This window comes from Sneathiella glossodoripedis JCM 23214 (assembly GCF_000616095.1).
GTDB lineage: Bacteria > Pseudomonadota > Alphaproteobacteria > Sneathiellales > Sneathiellaceae > Sneathiella > Sneathiella glossodoripedis.
The window spans coordinates 158,127-175,547 of the sequence record NZ_BAMS01000004.1; the positions used below are offsets into that span (position 1 = coordinate 158,127).

The window sequence follows — 17,421 nt, forward strand, 5'->3', positions numbered from 1 at the left end:
ACCAAATGGTCAAGTCTTGTTACAAGGGAGCCTAAAGTATAAAACCCTGTTGCAGAATTATACAGTTTTTTGCACGACACGTTTGTGTACCGACTGTATTTATGCTGCTAATTTCGCTAAAATTGGAAAATTCGGGAATGAGAAGAGGTGTTTAATGTCCAAAAGCGGTGAAAAAACAGTCAATTTGAAGGAGCTGGTTGCAGAAAACCTCAATGGTAAAAGGGGATTCGCAAATACTAAGAAGCTTCGTCGGCTTGGCTATGACGCTTATTGTCAGTGGCTGGAAGGTGAACTGGCAAAAAGAGAAGCGGCGAAAGCGGAAAAAAGCGCCAAGTCTGCATGAATAGAGTTCTTTGTATTTTCAATGTTTTGCTGGTTGCAGTTTTTGTGACTGTTATAGGGGGCGGAGTAAAGGCGCAGACCAGCACTGAAGCGCCACCCCAAAAATCGGCTTTACCTGAAACCGTTTTAATTGTGCAGTTGGATGACGGCGTGAAGAATTCTGTATCCGCCGAACTATACAAAACAGTTGTTGCTCGCATTGCGGACCATTTGCAGGCTGCCGGTTTTGAAACCATTCGCTCCAGCGGTAAAACCACTACCGGAGAAAGTGACAGTCAGGCAGATCAACGCCTTTTACAATCTCTTCAGAACGGGGCCCTTCAACAAAATGGAATCGCTGCAGATTTTGTAGCAGTTGTTCAGATACTTGCCGATATGAGCCTTTTGAACGAAGGCACGGAAATCACGGTGGAGATCCGTGGTCGAATGATCAATGTCGCAAGTCGCGACATTCTGGCAAAATTTGATTTGTCGCTACCGCAAACACTCGTAGCCCCAAGCGATTGCGATAGAAACTGCATCATTGGTCTTTTGCAAGCCAACACGGAGCAAATCGCCGATGGTCTCGGCGCTGTGCTGGGGGAGCGGCTCAGAGCAATTGACTAGTCACACCTGACCTTAGCCAAATAACTCATATCGGACATATGGATTTGTATCTGGTGCCCCATCGCTGATTTCCATCGCCCGCTCATCCAGATCCATGATCACGGAGGTTACTGTCATGGTGCGTATTGGTTCTGGATCAGCGGGATTGGGATAGCGGCAAATTGCTTTTGGCTTTCCAAAGCCATCTTTAAGGCAGGCTTTGAAATGATCCATGTCCCATTTTTGACTGTTCTGCCTGATTAGTCTTTCCAGTCTTGGGGTCCGATAAAGGCTGCAAGGTGCGATACGCTCAAACTCAGTCTGAATACCTGTCCGGTTGATAAAATGATTCCCATGTGTGATCAGGCCATCTTCGGGATAGAGGGTATGCGCGACTTTGGCGCTCGTTTCGATATCAAGGACTTCACCGCCCGATTGGGCAATGACCCAATTGGTTGAGCAGACCCGATCAGTTCCGTAGATGGTCTTCAAAGCATCATTGTAAAGGGAGGCTTTCATTATGTCGCGAACACGTATGTGAAAGGGGCGGTGATGCAATTCGGATCCGTCGCCTACAGCAGAAAGGCCATTTACACAAAGGCCAATTCCATGTTCGTTCAGTCCAAACATTCCGGAAACGATCCCCGCCTGGGTCAGTACCATATGATTTGGCCCTTTTTCAGAGTGAACACGAAGCAAATTTACATTTCCGAGCAATCCCTCCAGCCAGTCCCAGTTTTGGCCAATGATGGTGTGACCATTTGCAGTATATTCAGGCTGAGCACCAAAAGATGTACAGCCTTCAGGCTCTAGTGACGGCATGTCATTGGCTGCCGCCGCTTCGGTTGTGTAAAGCGAATAAGCGATTTCATAGCGGGCATTCAAGAGGGCAATGTCAGTGATATTGATCCCCGAGCCTTCAGCAATCCCCTGCATTTCTTCGTAATATTCCGCATCATGCTGCCTGAAACGGTTCAGCCACACCCGCGCCTGTTCGGATATGTCATCGGCGCTTGCCCCGCCAGCCAGAAAACGGCTACGATAGGTTTCAATATTGGCGCGAATACTGGTAGCCATCTCTTCACCATGGTGACGGCCACGGTCGGTTGCATTTCCCTTCAGGTCGAGTAATTTCATGATCAACACCTTTTGTTTTTGTTTTCTTGCATCTTAATCCAGTGGCGGGTCTTTGTATCCAATAATTTCGCTTTCGGGCGTAATGAAATCTTGCCCGTATGGTCAGGCTGGCTATATTCTGTGCCAAACTCAAACGGCAGGTAGTTACACATGGCAATAGATCCCAGATTTCCCAATTTGCATATTCTCGATCACCCTTTAATTGTTCACAAGCTCAGTCATATGCGGATGAAAAAAACATCCACCAAGACTTTCAGGCAGCTTTTGAAAGAGATTGCGTTGTTGATGGGGTATGAAATTACCCGCAATCTGCCGATGGTAAACGAGGATATTGAAACTCCGATCTGTCCCATGAAAGCTCCGGTTCTGGAGGGCAAGAAAGCGGCGATTGTTCCTATCCTGCGCGCCGGTCTGGGTATGGCAGATGGATTGTTGGAACTCATGCCATCAGCCCGTGTTGGCCATATTGGTATGTATCGTGACCCGGAAACCAAGCGCCCGGTTGAGTATCTGAATAAACTGCCAACAGCCAGTGATCGTCTTTTCATTGCAGTCGACCCTATGCTCGCCACAGGTTATACCGCAGCGGCTGGCATTGATATCCTTCTGAAACACGGGGTTAAGGAAGAAAATATCAGTTTTATGGCACTCGTGGCTGCTCCTGAAGGAGTGCAGGTTATGCTTGATGCACATCCCAAGGTGAAGGTTTACGTGGCTGGACTGGATGAGAAGCTGAACGAGAAAGCTTATATTGTACCTGGTCTTGGTGATGCAGGCGATCGACTTTACGGAACTCTTTGATTTCCAAAATTTCACATTAAAAAACCTCCCTGTTCATGCAGGGAGGTTTTTTTGAAAGTTATTCGGGGGAGAAACCGATTAGCTTCCGGGACAATTGCAGCCGTGGCAAGGTTTGATCATCATCATACGGTGCCGCTTTTCCATAAGCGTCTCGATCAGTAACACTGAAAGATTTAGCAAACTGTATCTGAACCGTATCATGACGAACCTCATTTTTGGCTTTCATCGTTTATTTCGAGACTGACGTTACGCCTTTTTGCTTCGCGTGGCTGTGCGCCCAGTCACGTTGCTGTTTTATCGAATGGGTTTTGCAATGCGGTAGAGTGGAAAAAAGAAAAAGGCCCCGATTGGGGGCGGGGCCTTTTAAGAAGTGAGTTGGCAGCCGTATTGAGGGGGATGACTGCCAACAGAAAATTTGAAAACTCCTTTGATTATCAGGTGTTGAGGCAATTGGGGGACCTCAGCACGGGGAGGGGAATTGATAATCCGGAGCTTTTCAAATTGTCAGACGTCTTTAACGTCTTCCCGACACATAATGTGCTGCGCCGCAAAATCCAATAGTTAGTTTTGTGAGCTAAATCACAAATGAAAGACCGCTCCAATTATGGCCATTTCACCTCCGGTGGAAGGGACATCAAAATTGCTTCGGTATTACCACCGGTTTTGAGGCCAAATGTAGTACCGCGGTCGTACAGCAGATTAAATTCTACATATCTGCCGCGTTTTACAAGCTGGGCTTCTCTTTGTTCATCCGTCCAGGGTTTGTTCATATGCTCACGCACAATTTTCGGATAAATATCGGCGAATGCACGTCCGACATCTTGCGTAAAAGCGAAATCGGCCTCCCAGTCCGTTTTGAGCTTGTCGTAAAAAATACCGCCCACACCACGGGCTTCCTCGCGATGGGGTAAATAAAAATACTCATCACACCATTTTTTATATTTCGCGTAATATTCAGGATTATGCCGATCACAAGCTTCTTTCAGCGCGCCATGAAATTTCTCCGTATCAGAATCACGGGGAATCATGGGGGTTAAATCGGCGCCGCCACCGAACCAGGCCTCACCTGTGACAATATGCCGCGTATTCATATGGACTGCAGGAACCAGAGGTGATCGCATATGCGCGACAAGGGAAATGCCACTAGCCCAAAACTGGCCGGAATTTTCTGTTCCGGGGATGGCTTTTCGAAATTCTTCTGAAAATTCCCCAAATACAGTTGAAATATTCACCCCGACTTTTTCAAATACACGGCCTTTCATGATGGACATTTCTCCGCCACCACCGCCGGGCCTCTCCCAGGTTTTCACCTCAAATTTTCCAGCAGGAAGATCACTGAATGTGCCTTCAAGTTCCTCTTCAATAGCCTCAAAACTGGTCCTGATCTGGTCCCTTAGCTGTTGGAACCAATCTCTGGCCTGTTCTTTGCGGTTATCTGTTATTGCATTCATGGGAAATATTCCTGCTTTCCGTAAATTACGAGGGGAATGAGTTGGTTTGGCGCAGCCTTCGGAGAGTACCATTGCCGCAGAAACTGCGACATTGATGGATCTTGCGCTCTTGTGCATGGGAATGGTAACGCGGGCATCTACTTGCTCGTGAACTTCTTCAGGAACACCAGAGCTTTCCCGCCCGAGAAGAAGAATATCCGTCTTCGAAAACGTAAAATCGGTGAAGCGATCCGTAGTTTTAGTGGTCAGTAGCACCACCCTCTTGTTTTCGGAATCAGCGAGGAAATGGTTCCAGGACAGATGCCGCCTTACATCAGCGATGTCGGCATAATCCATTACAGCCCGGCGCATATCTTTTGTTCCAAAGGGAAAACCGCAGGGTTCGATAATATGTACCGGTATCGAGAGGCAGGCCCCAAGACGCATGAGTGTTCCGGCATTTTGGGCAATATCAGGCTGATAAAGTGCTAGTTCCATAAGGTTTTTTAACGGTTTCTGTGTGACATTTATAGGGCAATTCAGCCGTCTTTTGACATATTTCGCACCTTGGGACTAGACATTGTGTGAATATGGTGACAAAAAGCGGTCGCTAGAGATTTTTTTAAGAAAGCTGGGGAAGTTTAATGACTACTACCACCCCTGTAGAAGAAGACGGCGTAAAGCGCCGCGATTTTCTATATGTCGCCGCAGGCGGCGTTGGTGCCGTAGGCACTGCAATGGCAATCTGGCCGTTTGTGGACCAGATGAATCCCTCTGCCGATGTTTTGGCTCTGTCCTCAACTGAAGTGGATCTGAGCGCCATCGACGAAGGGTCTGAAATTACCGCTGTTTGGCAGGGTAAACCGGTTTTTATTCGGCACCGTACGGAAGCCGAGATTGCGGATGCTGTAAATGTTGATGTAACAGCGCTTCCCGATCCTCAGGCAGACGAAGATCGTGCTGAACGGCCTGAATGGCTGATCATGATCGGTGTTTGTACCCATCTTGGCTGTGTTCCGCTCAAAGAAGCGGGTGATTTTAACGGCTGGTTCTGTCCGTGCCACGGATCCCATTATGATACGTCAGGTCGTATCCGTAAGGTCCTGCACCGACCAATCTGGCTGTACCGCCATATGTTTTCCTTGACGAAAACACTGTGAAGATCGGCTAAGGGGGATATAGATATGTCGTTTGAACCGAAAAGTCCGGTTGTAAAATGGGTTGATAGCAGACTGCCGATCATCGGTATGATGCATCACGCTCTATATGACTACCCGACTCCAAAAAATCTGAGCTACTGGTGGACATTTGGCTCACTTGCCGGATTTATGCTGGTTGTGCAGATCGTAACAGGTATCGTCCTGTCCATGCATTACACACCGCATGTGGATTTGGCGTTTAACAGTGTCGAGCATATCATGCGCGATGTGAACTATGGCTGGCTAATTCGCTACATGCATGCGAACGGTGCTCAATGTTCTTTATTGTCGTGTATTTGCATATTTTCCGGGGCCTTTACTATGGCTCCTACAAGGCACCACGTGAATTGTTGTGGTGGCTGGGTTTGGTCATCTTCCTTCTGATGATGGCAACAGCCTTTATGGGCTATGTGCTTCCTTGGGGCCAGATGAGCTTCTGGGGTGCGACAGTGATTACCAACCTGTTCGGTGCAATTCCGGTTGTTGGTGATCCGATCGTAACATGGCTGTGGGGTGGTTTCTCTGTTGATAACCCAACACTGAACCGTTTCTTCAGCTTGCATTACCTGCTGCCATTTGTCATCGTTGGCGTCGTGATCCTGCATATCTGGGCGCTGCATACAAATGGGTCCAACAACCCAACAGGTATCGAAATCAAAGACAAACAGGACAGCATTCCGTTCCATCCTTATTACACAATCAAGGATCTGTTCGGTTTGGGCGTGTTCCTGATTTTCTTCTCAGCATTCCTGTTCTATGCACCAAATTATCTGGGGCATCCGGACAACTACATTCCGGCCAATCCTTTGGTCACACCTGCACATATTGTTCCTGAATGGTACTTCCTGCCTTTCTACGCAATCTTGCGGGCTGTTCCGGACAAGCTGGGCGGAGTTCTGTTGATGTTCGGTGCGATCGCTGTTCTCTTTGCGTTGCCATGGCTTGATAAGAGCCGGGTTCGCTCCGCACGCTATCGCCCAACCTTCAAGCAGTTATTCTGGATTTTCGTTCTTGTTTGTATTGGTTTGACGTATTTTGGTGCGCAAAGTACAGACGGGTGGGTGATTAAATACGTTGAGATGGTACCATCCTTGGATAAAAATGGGGAGCAGATCGTCAAAGACGGTAAAGTCGTAATGGAAGAAAGTATCATTGGCTTGTCAAATGTATGGGCTAGTAGAATTTTGACCTTCTATTACTTCTTCCATCTTCTAATCCTGCTGCCACTGGTGGGACTGTTTGAGAAACACAAACCGTTACCGTCGAGTATTTCTGAAGCGGTTCTGGATAAAAAATCTGGCGCAGAGGAGGCAGGCAATGCTTAAATTAATTAAGTCTTTAGGCGCTGCCGCATTATTCTCGGTAGCAATCGTCTCCGGCGCGTCTGCCGCCGGTAGCGCGGTCGAGCTGAAATCAGCAACTTGGCAGCATACAGGTCTGTTTGGCACATATGATCGTGCCGCAGCTCAGCGTGGGCTTCAGGTGTACCGTGAAGTTTGTGCCGGCTGCCATGGTTTGAATCAGGTTGCTTTCCGCACTCTGGCTGATCTTGGCTTCACCGAAGACGAAGTTAAAGCTCTGGCCAAGGAATACACTTTTGAGGATGGACCAAATGATGACGGGGATATGTTTGAACGCCCCGGTAAGCCATTTGATAAATTCCCTGATCCTTTCCCGAATGAGAAAGCGGCTCGGGCCTCAAATGGGGGTGCATACCCTGTGGATCTGTCTTTGATCGTCAAAGCGCGTCCTGGGTTTGAAAACTACCTTTATTCATTGATGGTCGGTTATACGGACGCACCGGAAGGTTTCGAAATGAACGAAGGCATGAACTACAATGCCTACTTCCCGGGCCACCAGATCGCCATGCCAGCACCTTTGTCAGAAGATGCAGTTGAATATGCGGATGGTACTCCGGCAACTGTTGACCAGATGGCTAAGGATGTAACGGTGTTCTTGGCATGGGCCGCAGAGCCGAAACTGGAAGATCGCAAGCATATGGGACTTCGGGTTATCCTGTTCCTGCTTTTGATGACCGGTATCTTCTATGCCGCCAAGCGCAAAATCTGGTCAGACGTACATTGATTGACCAAAAAATGACTGAAAAGGGCGCCTGAACAGGGCGCCCTTTTTTAATGTGGAAAATCTGCTCAATTTGATGCTGACCGACAATAATCAACTTGGTATTGTAGTCCCCTTGGGAGGCTAATAGTATGAGTAAAACCGTAATTGGAATAATTGGTGGCAGCGGCATCTACGATCTGGAAGGGCTGGAAAATCAGGAGTGGCGAAAAGTCTCTTCTCCCTTCGGGGAGCCGTCCGATGAAGTTCTTTGTGGGACTTTGGGTGATGCTGAACTGGTGTTTTTACCCCGTCATGGTCGCGGGCATAAAATAACGCCTTCTGAAATTAACTATCGTGCCAATATTGATGTGTTGAAACGCTTGGGCGTCACAGAAATTATTTCCGTAAGTGCATGTGGCTCGCTCGATGAAGAGTTAGAGCCGGGAACCTTTGTTCTGGTTGATCAGTTTGTTGATAGAACCGTGGCCCGTGAAAAAAGTTTCTTCACAAGTGGGATGGTTGCGCATGTGAGTATGGCTGATCCTGTCTGCCTGCGGCTTTCGGACAGGCTCGCTCTGGCCGGGGAAGCTGCGGGAATAAACATTGTTCGCGGCGGTACTTATCTGGCGATGGAGGGGCCGCAATTTTCCTCTCGTGCGGAATCGGAAATGTATCGTAAATGGGGCTGTCAGGTTATCGGCATGACAAATATGCCCGAAGCCAAACTCGCTCGCGAAGCTGAAATCTGTTACGCGACAGTGGCCATGGTGACCGATTATGACTGCTGGCATCCCGATCATGACAATGTGGATGTCTCGGCCGTTATTGCAGTTTTGATGGAAAATAGTGCCAAAGCGAAATCCCTGATTGTCGAGCTGTGCCGTATCTGGACATTATGAAACGCCCTTGCCCTCAAGGGTGTCACCATGCGCTTGATAATGCCTTAATTACATCACCTGATGCTCGGGACCCGAAAGTGCTTGCAAAGCTGGATGCTGTAGCGGGTCGAGTATTATCAAATTAGAAACGGAACTTATTGTGGATATTAAACAGTTTATCAGAACCATCCCCGACTACCCTAAAAAGGGGATCATGTTTCGCGATATCACCACCCTCTGGCAGGATGCAACCGGTTTACGCACTGCTATTGACCAGTTGGTCTGGCCATATGCGGGGGTTCGAATTGACAAGGTTGCAGGGATCGAGGCGAGAGGCTTTGTTTTAGGAGGAGCGATAGCCCACCAATTAAGTGTTGGGTTTGTACCGGTTCGAAAGAAGGGGAAGCTTCCCTATGATGTCATCGGTGAAGAATACGAACTTGAATATGGCACCGATACTGTCGAGATTCATACAGATGCCATAAACGAAGGCGATAATATCTTGCTCGTTGATGACTTGATTGCCACTGGCGGCACGGCTGAGGCGGCGATCAAGCTGATCCGCCGGGCAAAAGGAACGGTCATAGGGGCCGCATTTGTGATCGATTTGCCGGATATTGGTGGACGAAAGCGAGTGGAAGATTTGGGCGTCAATGTACGCACCCTGTGTGAATTTGAAGGCGACTGATAATAAGGAAGACCAATGCCACATAGCATAACCGGGCTCGATCATACACTTGTCGCGTTGCCGATCTTGAACAAGCGCGCAAAACATACGAAAAACTCGGTTTTACGACGACACCTCGTGGGTCTCATATCGGCTGGGGAACAGCCAACTACTGCATCATGTTTGATGAGGATTACATCGAACTGCTCGGGATTGTGGATGAAAACAAAGAGACCAATGGTTTGGATACTCTGCTTGCTCAAAGGGGGGAAGGGATGCTTGGCCTTGCATTTTCTTGCTCCGATCCAGACCATACCGTTGAATCTCTTCGCTCTGTGGGTATTCAGGCGACGGGTCCACACGAACTGAAACGTAAGCTGGAATTGCCAGAAGGTGATGTGATTCCGGAATTTAAGCTGATCCGTTTTCCTACAGAAGGGGTGTCAAAACAGGGACTGTTCATTTGTCACCATTTGACGCCCGAGTTGATCCGACGCCCGGAATGGTTGGTCCATAAAAATGGCGTGAAATATATCCAGTCCATGGTTGTTCTGGTTGAAGATCCCAAATCGCTGGTTGAGCATTATGAAAGGCTCTGTGGTCGTCTGAACGTGACCGTCACGGATGCGACCGTATCGGTTCGGGCAGGGCGCATGTCATTGATTTTTGTTGCTGAAAAAGACCTGGACCTGCTTTTCCCCGGCCTCTTTATTTCTGATGATTTTCCAGATCTGCCTCATATTCTTTCGATGACCATGGTTGTTGAAGATCTTAGCAAAACAGCAGGTTGCCTGTCTGACAATGACGTGCAATTTCAGAAAATTGCAGCTGGAAAATCACTGCGGATACAGCCCTCTAATGCGTGCGGTGTTCTGATTGAGTTCACTGACGCTATCTGAGTCCAAATGCTCGTGAGGGGAGGCTTTAAGTTCCCTGAAGGAAGTCCAAACTGCGCTTCAGCGCAAGATCGGCGGCTTCCTTGTTGTAGCTTCCTCTTGCATCGCAATTAAAGCCATGGCCCGCAGAATATACGTGGACTTCCACCTCTGGGTGGCGCGCGATGATGGCTTCAACCTCACTCATCGGGATAGCGCTGTCTTGATCTCCAAAATGAAGTAAGGTTGGTATTTGTGGGTTTTGCTCCATAACGCCTACAATTCCGCCGCCATAATAGCCAACCGCCTTGAACAGGTTCTTGATCTTTCCTGCAGCCAGATAAGCGAGTTTTCCGCCCCAACAATATCCGATGACAGAAACCTTCGGGCCGGTGTCCACATAATCAGCGGCAGCGGCAATGTCTTTAAGGGCAATCTCGTCGGCGATGCGATCCTTGAATTCTCTCCCCTTTGCGACTCCGTCTGCGTCATAAGCCAGCTCGACATTTGGCTCAAGGCGATCAAACAGGGCAGGGGCAATTGTCCTATATCCCAGTTCTGCAAACCGTTCAGCTACGCTTCTTATGTGGGAATTGACGCCAAATATTTCCTGAACAAGCACAATGGCTCCTTTGCATTCTCCCTGTGCTTCGCATAAATAGGCATCCAGTTGATGCCCGTCTTCTGCTGTTAATCTGACTTTCTTGCCCATGATGCCCCCTCAGTTACCTATTTTGTATCTATTTTGCCTTATCAACGATCAGTAACGTCCCGTCATGCCCGGTGACAGTTACCTTGGAGCCAGCGGGCAGCTCAGGGCCGCTTACAGTCCATTGGCTGTCATCTACGTGAATTTTACCGCGTCCGTTATCAATTGCTTCCACCAACGTGAACGTTCGCCCAACATATTGGGCTCCTCGCTGGTTCAGTTTGAAATTATCCTCAACACCCGGATTGCGTTTGAGGAACATTCTCGCCAGCAACAGACTGACAATTGAAAACAGCGCAAACAGACCCCACTGATACTCCCAGCTCATACTTGGGAAGAAGAGGACTGCGAAACCGACAAGAGCGGCAGCCACGCCCAGCCATAAAAGGAAAAAAGTGGGGGCAAAAATTTCCAGAATGACCAGAATTATGGCCAGCGTCCACCAGGACCAGTAACCCAATTCCGCGATCCAGGCGATAACATCATTTACCATTATAGCTACTCGCTTGTGGGCACAGTGCCGGTTGAAATCCTGGTGCGATTGCTTTCGCCTTCCTTATTGAAAACTTCCTTGGCAATTTCACCGATGCCGCCAAGCGTTCCAATCAGCGAAGTTGCCTCCATTGGCATAAGTACGACTTTGGAATTCCGTGCGGAGCCAATTTCCTTCATCGCCTCTACATATTTCTGGGCGACAAAGTAGTTGATGGATTGCATATCACCTTTGGCAATGGCTTCAGATACGTCCTGCGTGGCTTTTGCTTCAGCTTGAGCAAGCCTTTCGCGGGCCTCTGCGTCCCGATATGCAGCTTCACGGCGGCCTTCCGCTTCAAGAATAGCGGACTTCTTCTCCCCTTCGGCTTTCAGAATTTCTGATTGGCGAACACCTTCGGCTTCCAGAATGACGGCTCGTTTTTCGCGTTCCGCTTTCATTTGCCGGGCCATGGCCTCCACCAGATCAGCAGGTGGGGTGATGTCTTTGATTTCGACACGGGTGACCTTGATCCCCCAAGGGTTTGACGCCTGATCAATAACGGTAAGCAATCTGGTATTAATGCCATCGCGCTGACTTAGAGCCTCATCCAGATCCATTGACCCCAGAACGGTTCTTAAGTTGGTTTGCGCCAGATTCTGGATCGCCCGCTGTAAATCCCGAACCTCATATGCGGACTTGGCTGCATCCAGTACCTGAAAGAACAGCACGCCATCAACTTCGACCATGGCGTTGTCTTTGGAAATGACTTCCTGCGTTGGAATGTCGAGGACCTGCTCCATCATGTTGATCTTGGCGCCAATTCGGTCGATGAAGGGAATTAGAAAACCAAGCCCGGGTGTCAGGCTTTTGGTATATCTGCCGAATCTTTCGATAGTGTATTGATAGCCTTGCGGGACCACCGTAACCCCCATAAAGAGGACGACCACCGCAAAGATGACCAAAAAGATAACAAGGATAGCGAAGCCTGACAGCAAATCCATGGGACCCCCCAATAGCGAAGTAGAATAGGAAACAACTTTAGCCTATTTTCGGGGGGAAATGAAAATACTTAAAATAATTAGCAGTTTTATTCAGGCTTATTTGTTCTTGCCAGCGTCATTCCGATTGAGTTGAAACTCATGACAACTTCGTCCTGCTGGTTAATCACTTCCAGTTTTCCAAAGATTGTCCCCATATTGGGGCGGGAGCGGGATCGTTTCTTGTCGATCACTTCAGTTCGCACGCGAAGCGTATCTCCTGGACGAACGGGTTTGTGCCATCGCAGATTATCCACACCCGGTGAGCCCAGTGACGCTTTCGTGTCGATCATGTTGTCAACCATCATGCGCATGGTTACCGCAGCCGTATGCCATCCAGACGCAATAATATCGCCGTAAATGGAACTTTTGGCAGCTTCTTCATCGATGTGAAAAGGCTGCGGATCATATTTTTTTGCAAAAGCGATTATTTCTTCACGGCTAAGCGTTTTGCTTCCAAACTCAGCCGTATCGCCGATTTTGACATCTTCAAAGTAACGCGTTGCCATCAGACGCCCTCCGCAACTGGTTTACAGCCAAAGAGAATGCTGGAGATCATAGTCATTTTAATTTCACCTTCTGCCGTCAAAACGGTGTGGCGAAATTTCACGAACCCGCGATCGCTTTTATATTTGTGAGGCGTCACTTCCAGCACTTCGCTTTTCGCTTTAAGATTTTCTTCAGGGCGAACAGGGCTTATCCAACGTAATTCGTCGATACCCGGTGATCCCATGGATGCTGAATTTCCGATCTGGTGATCTACAATCATTCGCATCAGCATGGAACCCGTATGCCAGCCTGACGCAATAATCCCGCCAAAAAAATGGTCCTTGGCCGCATCTGGGTCGATATGAAAGGGCTGGGGATCAAATTCAGTAGCAAATTCGATAATTTCTTCCTCTGAAGGGACGTGGCAGCCAAACTCCTCCACGTCGCCGACTGAGAAATCCTCGAAATAGCGTTTCGTCATATTATACTCCGGCCTTATGGATGGCGCGTTTGATTTTGATAGAATTAGTTGGCAAATCTAAAATGCAGAACATCTCCGTCCTGCACAACATATTCTTTACCCTCCAGACGCATCTGACCGGCTTCCTTGGCTCCGTTTTCTCCTTTATGCGCTACATAAGCGTCATAAGAGATGGTTTCTGCCCGGATAAATCCCTTTTCGAAATCGGTATGAATTACGCCCGCGGCCTGAGGCGCCTTGGTTCCCTTGGTGATGGTCCAGGCCCGGCATTCTTTGGGGCCAACAGTGAAATAGGTCACCAGGTCCAGCAGGTCATATCCGGCGCGAATAATCCGGCCAAGACCGGTTTCCGAAAGACCCAATTCGTCTAAAAATTCCTGCCGTTCTTCATCGTCAAGCTGTGCAACCTCCGCTTCGATCGCGGCTGAGATGATGACAACCCCGGCATTCTCTGCTGCGGCCTTTTCCTCAATCAGACGCGAATAGGCGTTACCGGTCGCAGCGCTGTCTTCATCCACGTTGCACACATACAGAACCGGCTTTGATGTCAATAACTGAAGCCCTTTGAAGGCTTTGATTTCTTCATCTGCCAGCTCAACCACACGGGCTGGCTTGCCGTCTTTAAGAACGGCCAGTGCCCTGTCGATCAGAGCTGATTGCAAGATGGCTTCTTTATCACCACCGCGCACTTTTTTAACAATGGATTCCGCCCGCTTTTCAAGCTTTCAAGGTCCGCCAGCATCAATTCGGTTTCGATTGTCTCAATATCGGATACCGGATCAACCTTCCCGTCAACATGCGTAATGTCGTCATCCTCAAAACAGCGGATCACCTGTATAATGGCGTCTACTTCCCTGATATGGGCCAGAAACTTGTTGCCAAGCCCTTCACCACTGGCGGCACCGCGAACAAGTCCGGCGATATCAACAAAAGTCAACTGTGTCGGGATCAGCTCCTTCGACTTTGCCAGATCTGCCAAGGCTGTCATGCGCGGATCTGGAACAGGAACCTGACCAAGGTTGGGCTCGATAGTGCAAAACGGATAGTTTTCCGCGGCAGCCTGCGCTGTTTGCGTAAGTGCATTAAACAACGTGGATTTACCAACATTGGGCAAGCCAACAATTCCACACTTAAAGCCCATGTTTAGTCTCCTTTATCCGCTTTCGCCGGTTTTTTGGGTTTTGGCGGCGCCAGATCCAGTGCGACCTTGTTCATAAAGCCGGAACTGTCACCGCGAATAATAAGTTCAATATGTCTGGCAACGCTGTCGGTGATTTGCTCAACCTGCTTTTTCTCGTCTTTTGAAAAATCTTTCAGCACATAGGAAGAGACAAGGCTCTTGTCACCCGGATGCCCAATTCCCAGACGGATGCGGTTGAACTCTTTACCCATATGGGCATCGATAGAGCGAATACCGTTATTGCCCCCATGACCACCGCCTTTTTTGACCCGAACCTTACCGAGCGGCAGATCAAGTTCGTCATGCAGGACAATGATGTTTTCCAAGGGGATTTTGAAAAATCGGGCAGCTTCGCCAACAGCGCGCCCGGATTCGTTCATATATGTATTGGGTTTTAGGGTAATAACTTTTTCACCCGCTATCTGCGCGTCTGCAGTTAGTCCCTGAAATCGAATGCGTTCAGGCGAAAAGGAATGGCGGCGGATGATCTCATCCACCGCCATGAAACCAAAATTGTGCCGATTTTCAGCATACCCTTTTCCAGGATTGCCAAGCCCAACCAGCAAAATCATTGGACGTTCCTAATCTGTTACTCGCTGTCGTCAGAAGCAGCAGGTGCTTCACCTTCCGCAGCTTCTTCACCTTCGCCTTCTTCACCATCACCAACGCCACCGCTTGGTGCAGCAATTGTCGCAACTGTAAAGTCACGATCGGTAATAGTTGGCTCAACATCATTTGGCAGCGTGAAGTCTGAAATATGGATACTGTCACCAATGTCGAATTTGGCCAGATCAACTTCAATGGCTTCCGGAATATGTGTTGCAGGAACCAGCAGCTCAACTTCATAACGAACAACGTTCAGAACGCCGCCGCGCTTGATACCAGCACATTCGTCTTCGTTGAGGAAGTTCACAGGAACATTAACTGCGATTTTTGATTTCGCAGAAACGCGCAGGAAGTCAACATGCACTGGGCTGTCTTTGACAGGGTGAAGCTGAATATCACGTGGCAGAACCTGATGTTTGTCTTTTCCGACTTCAACGGTGAAGATCTGGGAAAGGAAAGCACCTTTGTTGATGGCTTTGATCAGTTCTTTTGTTTCGATGGAAACAGAAACCGGATCTTTTTTGTCACCATAAATTACCGCAGGGGTGCGGCCTTCACGACGCAATGCACGGGAGGTCCCCTTTCCAACCCGGTCGCGCTTTTCAGCAATCAGTATTGCATTTTCGCTCATTACTTTTCTCCTATTAACGAGCAACACCGGGAACATCCCGGTGTTAGTGATGGCGCTTGCCTCCAGGGGTGCCCGCGCCGACTGACCTGAACGATTAATCGAACAGGCTGGAAACCGAAGTTTCCTGTGAAATTCGTTTCATCGCCTCACCGATTAAGGGGGCAATCGAAATCTGACGCATCTTCTCAGAAACCTTGAATGTTTCCGTTGCCAGAATACTGTCAGTTGCAACCATCTCTTCAAGAGCCGAATCCGCAATTCGGGAAATAGCGCCGCCAGACAACACCCCATGGGTAACATATCCGGCAACGCGCTTTGCACCCTTGTCCATCAGGGCACCTGCCGCATTGCAAAGGGTTCCCGCGCTGTCAACAATGTCGTCAACCAGAATACAGGTCTGACCCTTGACATCACCGATGATATTCATCACCTCGGAAACACCGGCTCTCTCCCGGCGCTTATCAACGATTGCGAGGTTCGCGTCAAGCCTTTTGGCAAATGCACGCGCGCGAACAACACCGCCAACATCAGGCGATACAATGGTAATGTCACCACCACGTCCATAATGCTCTTCTATATCTGGTACGATAACAGGTGCGGAAAACAAATTATCGGTGGGAATATCAAAGAAACCCTGAATTTGCCCTGCATGCAGATCCATCGTCAGAACCCGGTCGGCACCGGCAGTCGTAATCAGATTGGCAACTAGTTTCGCTGAAATCGGAGTTCTGGGTCCGGGTTTACGATCCTGCCGCGCATATCCGTAATAGGGAATAACCGCTGTGATTCGTTTTGCAGATGCTCGGCGCAACGCGTCAATACAAACCAGCAGTTCCATCAAATGGTCGTTTGCCGGATATGATGTCGGCTGAATAACAAAGACATCCTCGCCGCGCACATTCTCGTGGATTTCCACAAAAATTTCATTATCTGAGAAACGTCGAACTGCCGCTTTTGTCAAAGGGAGTTCCAGGTAGTTAGCCACGGCATCTGCAAGAGGCAGATTGCTGTTACCGGATAGGATTTTCATATGAACGGTCCTCTAGCCAAAAGGGCTCAGTTCAGTCAATTTTACACATACTTGTAACGGGATCATGATAACCGCGTGACCAAGCGGTGCGGAACTTACCAAGGCCGTTGCATCCTGTAAACGCTTTAAACACCAAAAAATGCATCCAGCGCCGGGAACTAGCTTCTTTTATGGCGGAAGTAGCTTTCTTCGACCTGACGAAGCAGTTTTAAAATGCCTTGAGCGCCCCCTCGGGCCGCTGCAACAGCTACTGCACCCCATGGTCCATTTAAAGTGCCAGCCCTGATTCTGTTTTTTTGTTCGATCTTGCCGACATATTCGCCATTTTGGCGTTCAAGTTGCCATAAGATTGTGACAACCTGAGTGCCGCCCATTGGTTGGGTGAGGGAAACCTCTCCTTTGAGGATATATCCCGCTTGCCACATCTCCGGCAGCACTTCAATTCCAAGTGCCGCGATTTGGTCCTGCATCGCGGCCGCCAGTGTTTCCGATCCATCACCCGGTGCGCCTTTGACGACTGGAACAAATACGGTCGGTTTTTTCAATGTCTCGAAATTGACACCTGACCCCCCTAAAAGGATGTCAATTTCACTGGCACTGCGGATGGTTGCTTCATCAAGGGATATACCAAAAATGCCCGGACCTTCATGAATTTCTCCAAGTTTTTGCTTGGATACAAGCCCTGTGTCGCGGCCTGCCGGGTCTAAAATACGCCAATTTACGTAGGCGATGTTGTTTTCAAGTATAATATTACTTTCAACGCTGTAGCGGTTTGCGACCGGGTCACCAGTGAAGGCAGCGATCC

The 17,421-nt window shown here is 48.8% G+C and carries 17 protein-coding genes and 6 pseudogenes; 9 read left to right on the plus strand and 14 right to left on the minus strand.

Annotation, left to right across the window (positions count from 1 at the left end; translation table 11 throughout):
* Positions 1-154 precede the first annotated feature (154 nt).
* Both JCM23214_RS15290 and JCM23214_RS15295 read left to right on the plus strand, forming a co-directional pair.
* Positions 155-343, plus strand: a complete 189-nt coding sequence (locus tag JCM23214_RS15290; RefSeq protein WP_025899702.1) for a hypothetical protein — start codon at positions 155-157, stop codon at positions 341-343.
* The gene (locus JCM23214_RS15295; protein ID WP_025899703.1) at positions 340-948 is read left to right on the plus strand and encodes a hypothetical protein; all 609 of its coding nucleotides are present in this window, start codon (positions 340-342) and stop codon (positions 946-948) included. Before JCM23214_RS15290 ends, JCM23214_RS15295 begins: the two co-directional genes overlap by 4 nt.
* A 12-nt stretch (positions 949-960) precedes the next feature.
* Here the strand turns inward: JCM23214_RS15295 and JCM23214_RS15300 are convergent, their stop codons facing one another.
* Positions 961-2,064, minus strand: coding sequence for a C45 family autoproteolytic acyltransferase/hydrolase (locus JCM23214_RS15300; protein WP_037493718.1), 1,104 nt, complete (start codon positions 2,062-2,064; stop codon positions 961-963).
* Between the two features lie 150 nt (positions 2,065-2,214).
* On the opposite strand from JCM23214_RS15300, the gene upp reads away from it, so the two are divergent.
* The gene (gene upp / locus JCM23214_RS15310; protein ID WP_025899705.1) at positions 2,215-2,865 is read left to right on the plus strand and encodes a uracil phosphoribosyltransferase; all 651 of its coding nucleotides are present in this window, start codon (positions 2,215-2,217) and stop codon (positions 2,863-2,865) included.
* A gap of 58 nt (positions 2,866-2,923) precedes the next feature.
* On the opposite strand, the gene JCM23214_RS23535 is transcribed toward upp, so the two are convergent.
* The 3 genes and pseudogenes from JCM23214_RS23535 to JCM23214_RS26825 form a co-directional block, all read right to left on the minus strand.
* Positions 2,924-3,091 carry a hypothetical protein gene (locus tag JCM23214_RS23535; RefSeq protein ID WP_159104377.1) on the minus strand — a complete coding sequence of 56 codons (168 nt, stop codon included), beginning with the start codon at positions 3,089-3,091 and terminating at the stop codon, positions 2,924-2,926.
* A 376-nt stretch (positions 3,092-3,467) separates the two neighbouring features.
* Positions 3,468-4,316 carry an oxygen-dependent coproporphyrinogen oxidase gene (gene hemF / locus JCM23214_RS26820; protein ID WP_025899706.1) on the minus strand — a complete coding sequence of 283 codons (849 nt, stop codon included), beginning with the start codon at positions 4,314-4,316 and terminating at the stop codon, positions 3,468-3,470.
* A 75-nt stretch (positions 4,317-4,391) separates the two neighbouring features.
* Positions 4,392-4,793: pseudogene (locus tag JCM23214_RS26825) on the minus strand (tRNA (cytidine(34)-2'-O)-methyltransferase); the annotation flags it as partial.
* Positions 4,794-4,939: 146 nt separating this feature from the next.
* On the opposite strand from JCM23214_RS26825, the pseudogene petA reads away from it, so the two are divergent.
* The 6 genes and pseudogenes from petA to JCM23214_RS15355 form a co-directional block, all read left to right on the plus strand.
* A pseudogene (gene petA, locus JCM23214_RS21270) lies at positions 4,940-5,466 on the plus strand (ubiquinol-cytochrome c reductase iron-sulfur subunit).
* 13 nt (positions 5,467-5,479) lie between these two features.
* A pseudogene (locus JCM23214_RS26310) lies at positions 5,480-6,819 on the plus strand (cytochrome b).
* Positions 6,812-7,579, plus strand: coding sequence for a cytochrome c1 (locus JCM23214_RS15340; protein ID WP_025899707.1), 768 nt, complete (start codon positions 6,812-6,814; stop codon positions 7,577-7,579). The pseudogene JCM23214_RS26310 and the gene JCM23214_RS15340 overlap by 8 nt, the downstream one beginning before the upstream one ends.
* 128 nt (positions 7,580-7,707) lie before the next feature.
* Positions 7,708-8,582, plus strand: a pseudogene (locus JCM23214_RS21280) (S-methyl-5'-thioadenosine phosphorylase).
* A gap of 14 nt (positions 8,583-8,596) precedes the next feature.
* Positions 8,597-9,124: an adenine phosphoribosyltransferase gene (locus JCM23214_RS15350; RefSeq protein WP_025899708.1), complete on the plus strand. Its 528-nt coding sequence runs from the start codon at positions 8,597-8,599 to the stop codon at positions 9,122-9,124.
* A gap of 68 nt (positions 9,125-9,192) precedes the next feature.
* Positions 9,193-10,002: pseudogene (locus tag JCM23214_RS15355) on the plus strand (VOC family protein); the annotation flags it as partial.
* A 25-nt stretch (positions 10,003-10,027) separates the two neighbouring features.
* Here JCM23214_RS15355 and JCM23214_RS15360 read toward each other — a convergent pair.
* From JCM23214_RS15360 to JCM23214_RS15405, 10 genes and pseudogenes are all read right to left on the minus strand, one after another.
* Positions 10,028-10,690 carry a dienelactone hydrolase family protein gene (locus tag JCM23214_RS15360; RefSeq protein ID WP_025899710.1) on the minus strand — a complete coding sequence of 221 codons (663 nt, stop codon included), beginning with the start codon at positions 10,688-10,690 and terminating at the stop codon, positions 10,028-10,030.
* Between the two features lie 28 nt (positions 10,691-10,718).
* Positions 10,719-11,180, minus strand: coding sequence for an NfeD family protein (locus JCM23214_RS15365; RefSeq protein ID WP_037493720.1), 462 nt, complete (start codon positions 11,178-11,180; stop codon positions 10,719-10,721).
* A 5-nt stretch (positions 11,181-11,185) separates the two neighbouring features.
* Positions 11,186-12,163, minus strand: a complete 978-nt coding sequence (locus JCM23214_RS15370; protein ID WP_037493721.1) for an SPFH domain-containing protein — start codon at positions 12,161-12,163, stop codon at positions 11,186-11,188.
* Between the two features lie 86 nt (positions 12,164-12,249).
* Entirely contained in the window at positions 12,250-12,708 is a 459-nt protein-coding gene (locus JCM23214_RS15375) for a MaoC family dehydratase (RefSeq protein WP_025899713.1), read from the minus strand.
* Positions 12,708-13,169: a MaoC family dehydratase gene (locus JCM23214_RS15380; protein WP_025899714.1), complete on the minus strand. Its 462-nt coding sequence runs from the start codon at positions 13,167-13,169 to the stop codon at positions 12,708-12,710. Before JCM23214_RS15380 ends, JCM23214_RS15375 begins: the two co-directional genes overlap by 1 nt.
* Before the next feature lie 44 nt (positions 13,170-13,213).
* Positions 13,214-14,310, minus strand: a pseudogene (ychF, locus tag JCM23214_RS21285) (redox-regulated ATPase YchF).
* A gap of 2 nt (positions 14,311-14,312) precedes the next feature.
* Positions 14,313-14,921: an aminoacyl-tRNA hydrolase gene (gene pth / locus JCM23214_RS15390; protein ID WP_025899715.1), complete on the minus strand. Its 609-nt coding sequence runs from the start codon at positions 14,919-14,921 to the stop codon at positions 14,313-14,315.
* A 17-nt stretch (positions 14,922-14,938) separates the two neighbouring features.
* Positions 14,939-15,586 carry a 50S ribosomal protein L25/general stress protein Ctc gene (locus JCM23214_RS15395; RefSeq protein ID WP_025899716.1) on the minus strand — a complete coding sequence of 216 codons (648 nt, stop codon included), beginning with the start codon at positions 15,584-15,586 and terminating at the stop codon, positions 14,939-14,941.
* A gap of 94 nt (positions 15,587-15,680) precedes the next feature.
* Positions 15,681-16,616: a ribose-phosphate pyrophosphokinase gene (locus JCM23214_RS15400; RefSeq protein WP_025899717.1), complete on the minus strand. Its 936-nt coding sequence runs from the start codon at positions 16,614-16,616 to the stop codon at positions 15,681-15,683.
* A 158-nt stretch (positions 16,617-16,774) separates the two neighbouring features.
* On the minus strand, positions 16,775-17,161 hold the full coding sequence (locus JCM23214_RS15405) for a hypothetical protein (RefSeq protein ID WP_025899718.1): 387 nt from the start codon (positions 17,159-17,161) through the stop codon (positions 16,775-16,777).
* Positions 17,162-17,421: the final 260 nt, after the last annotated feature.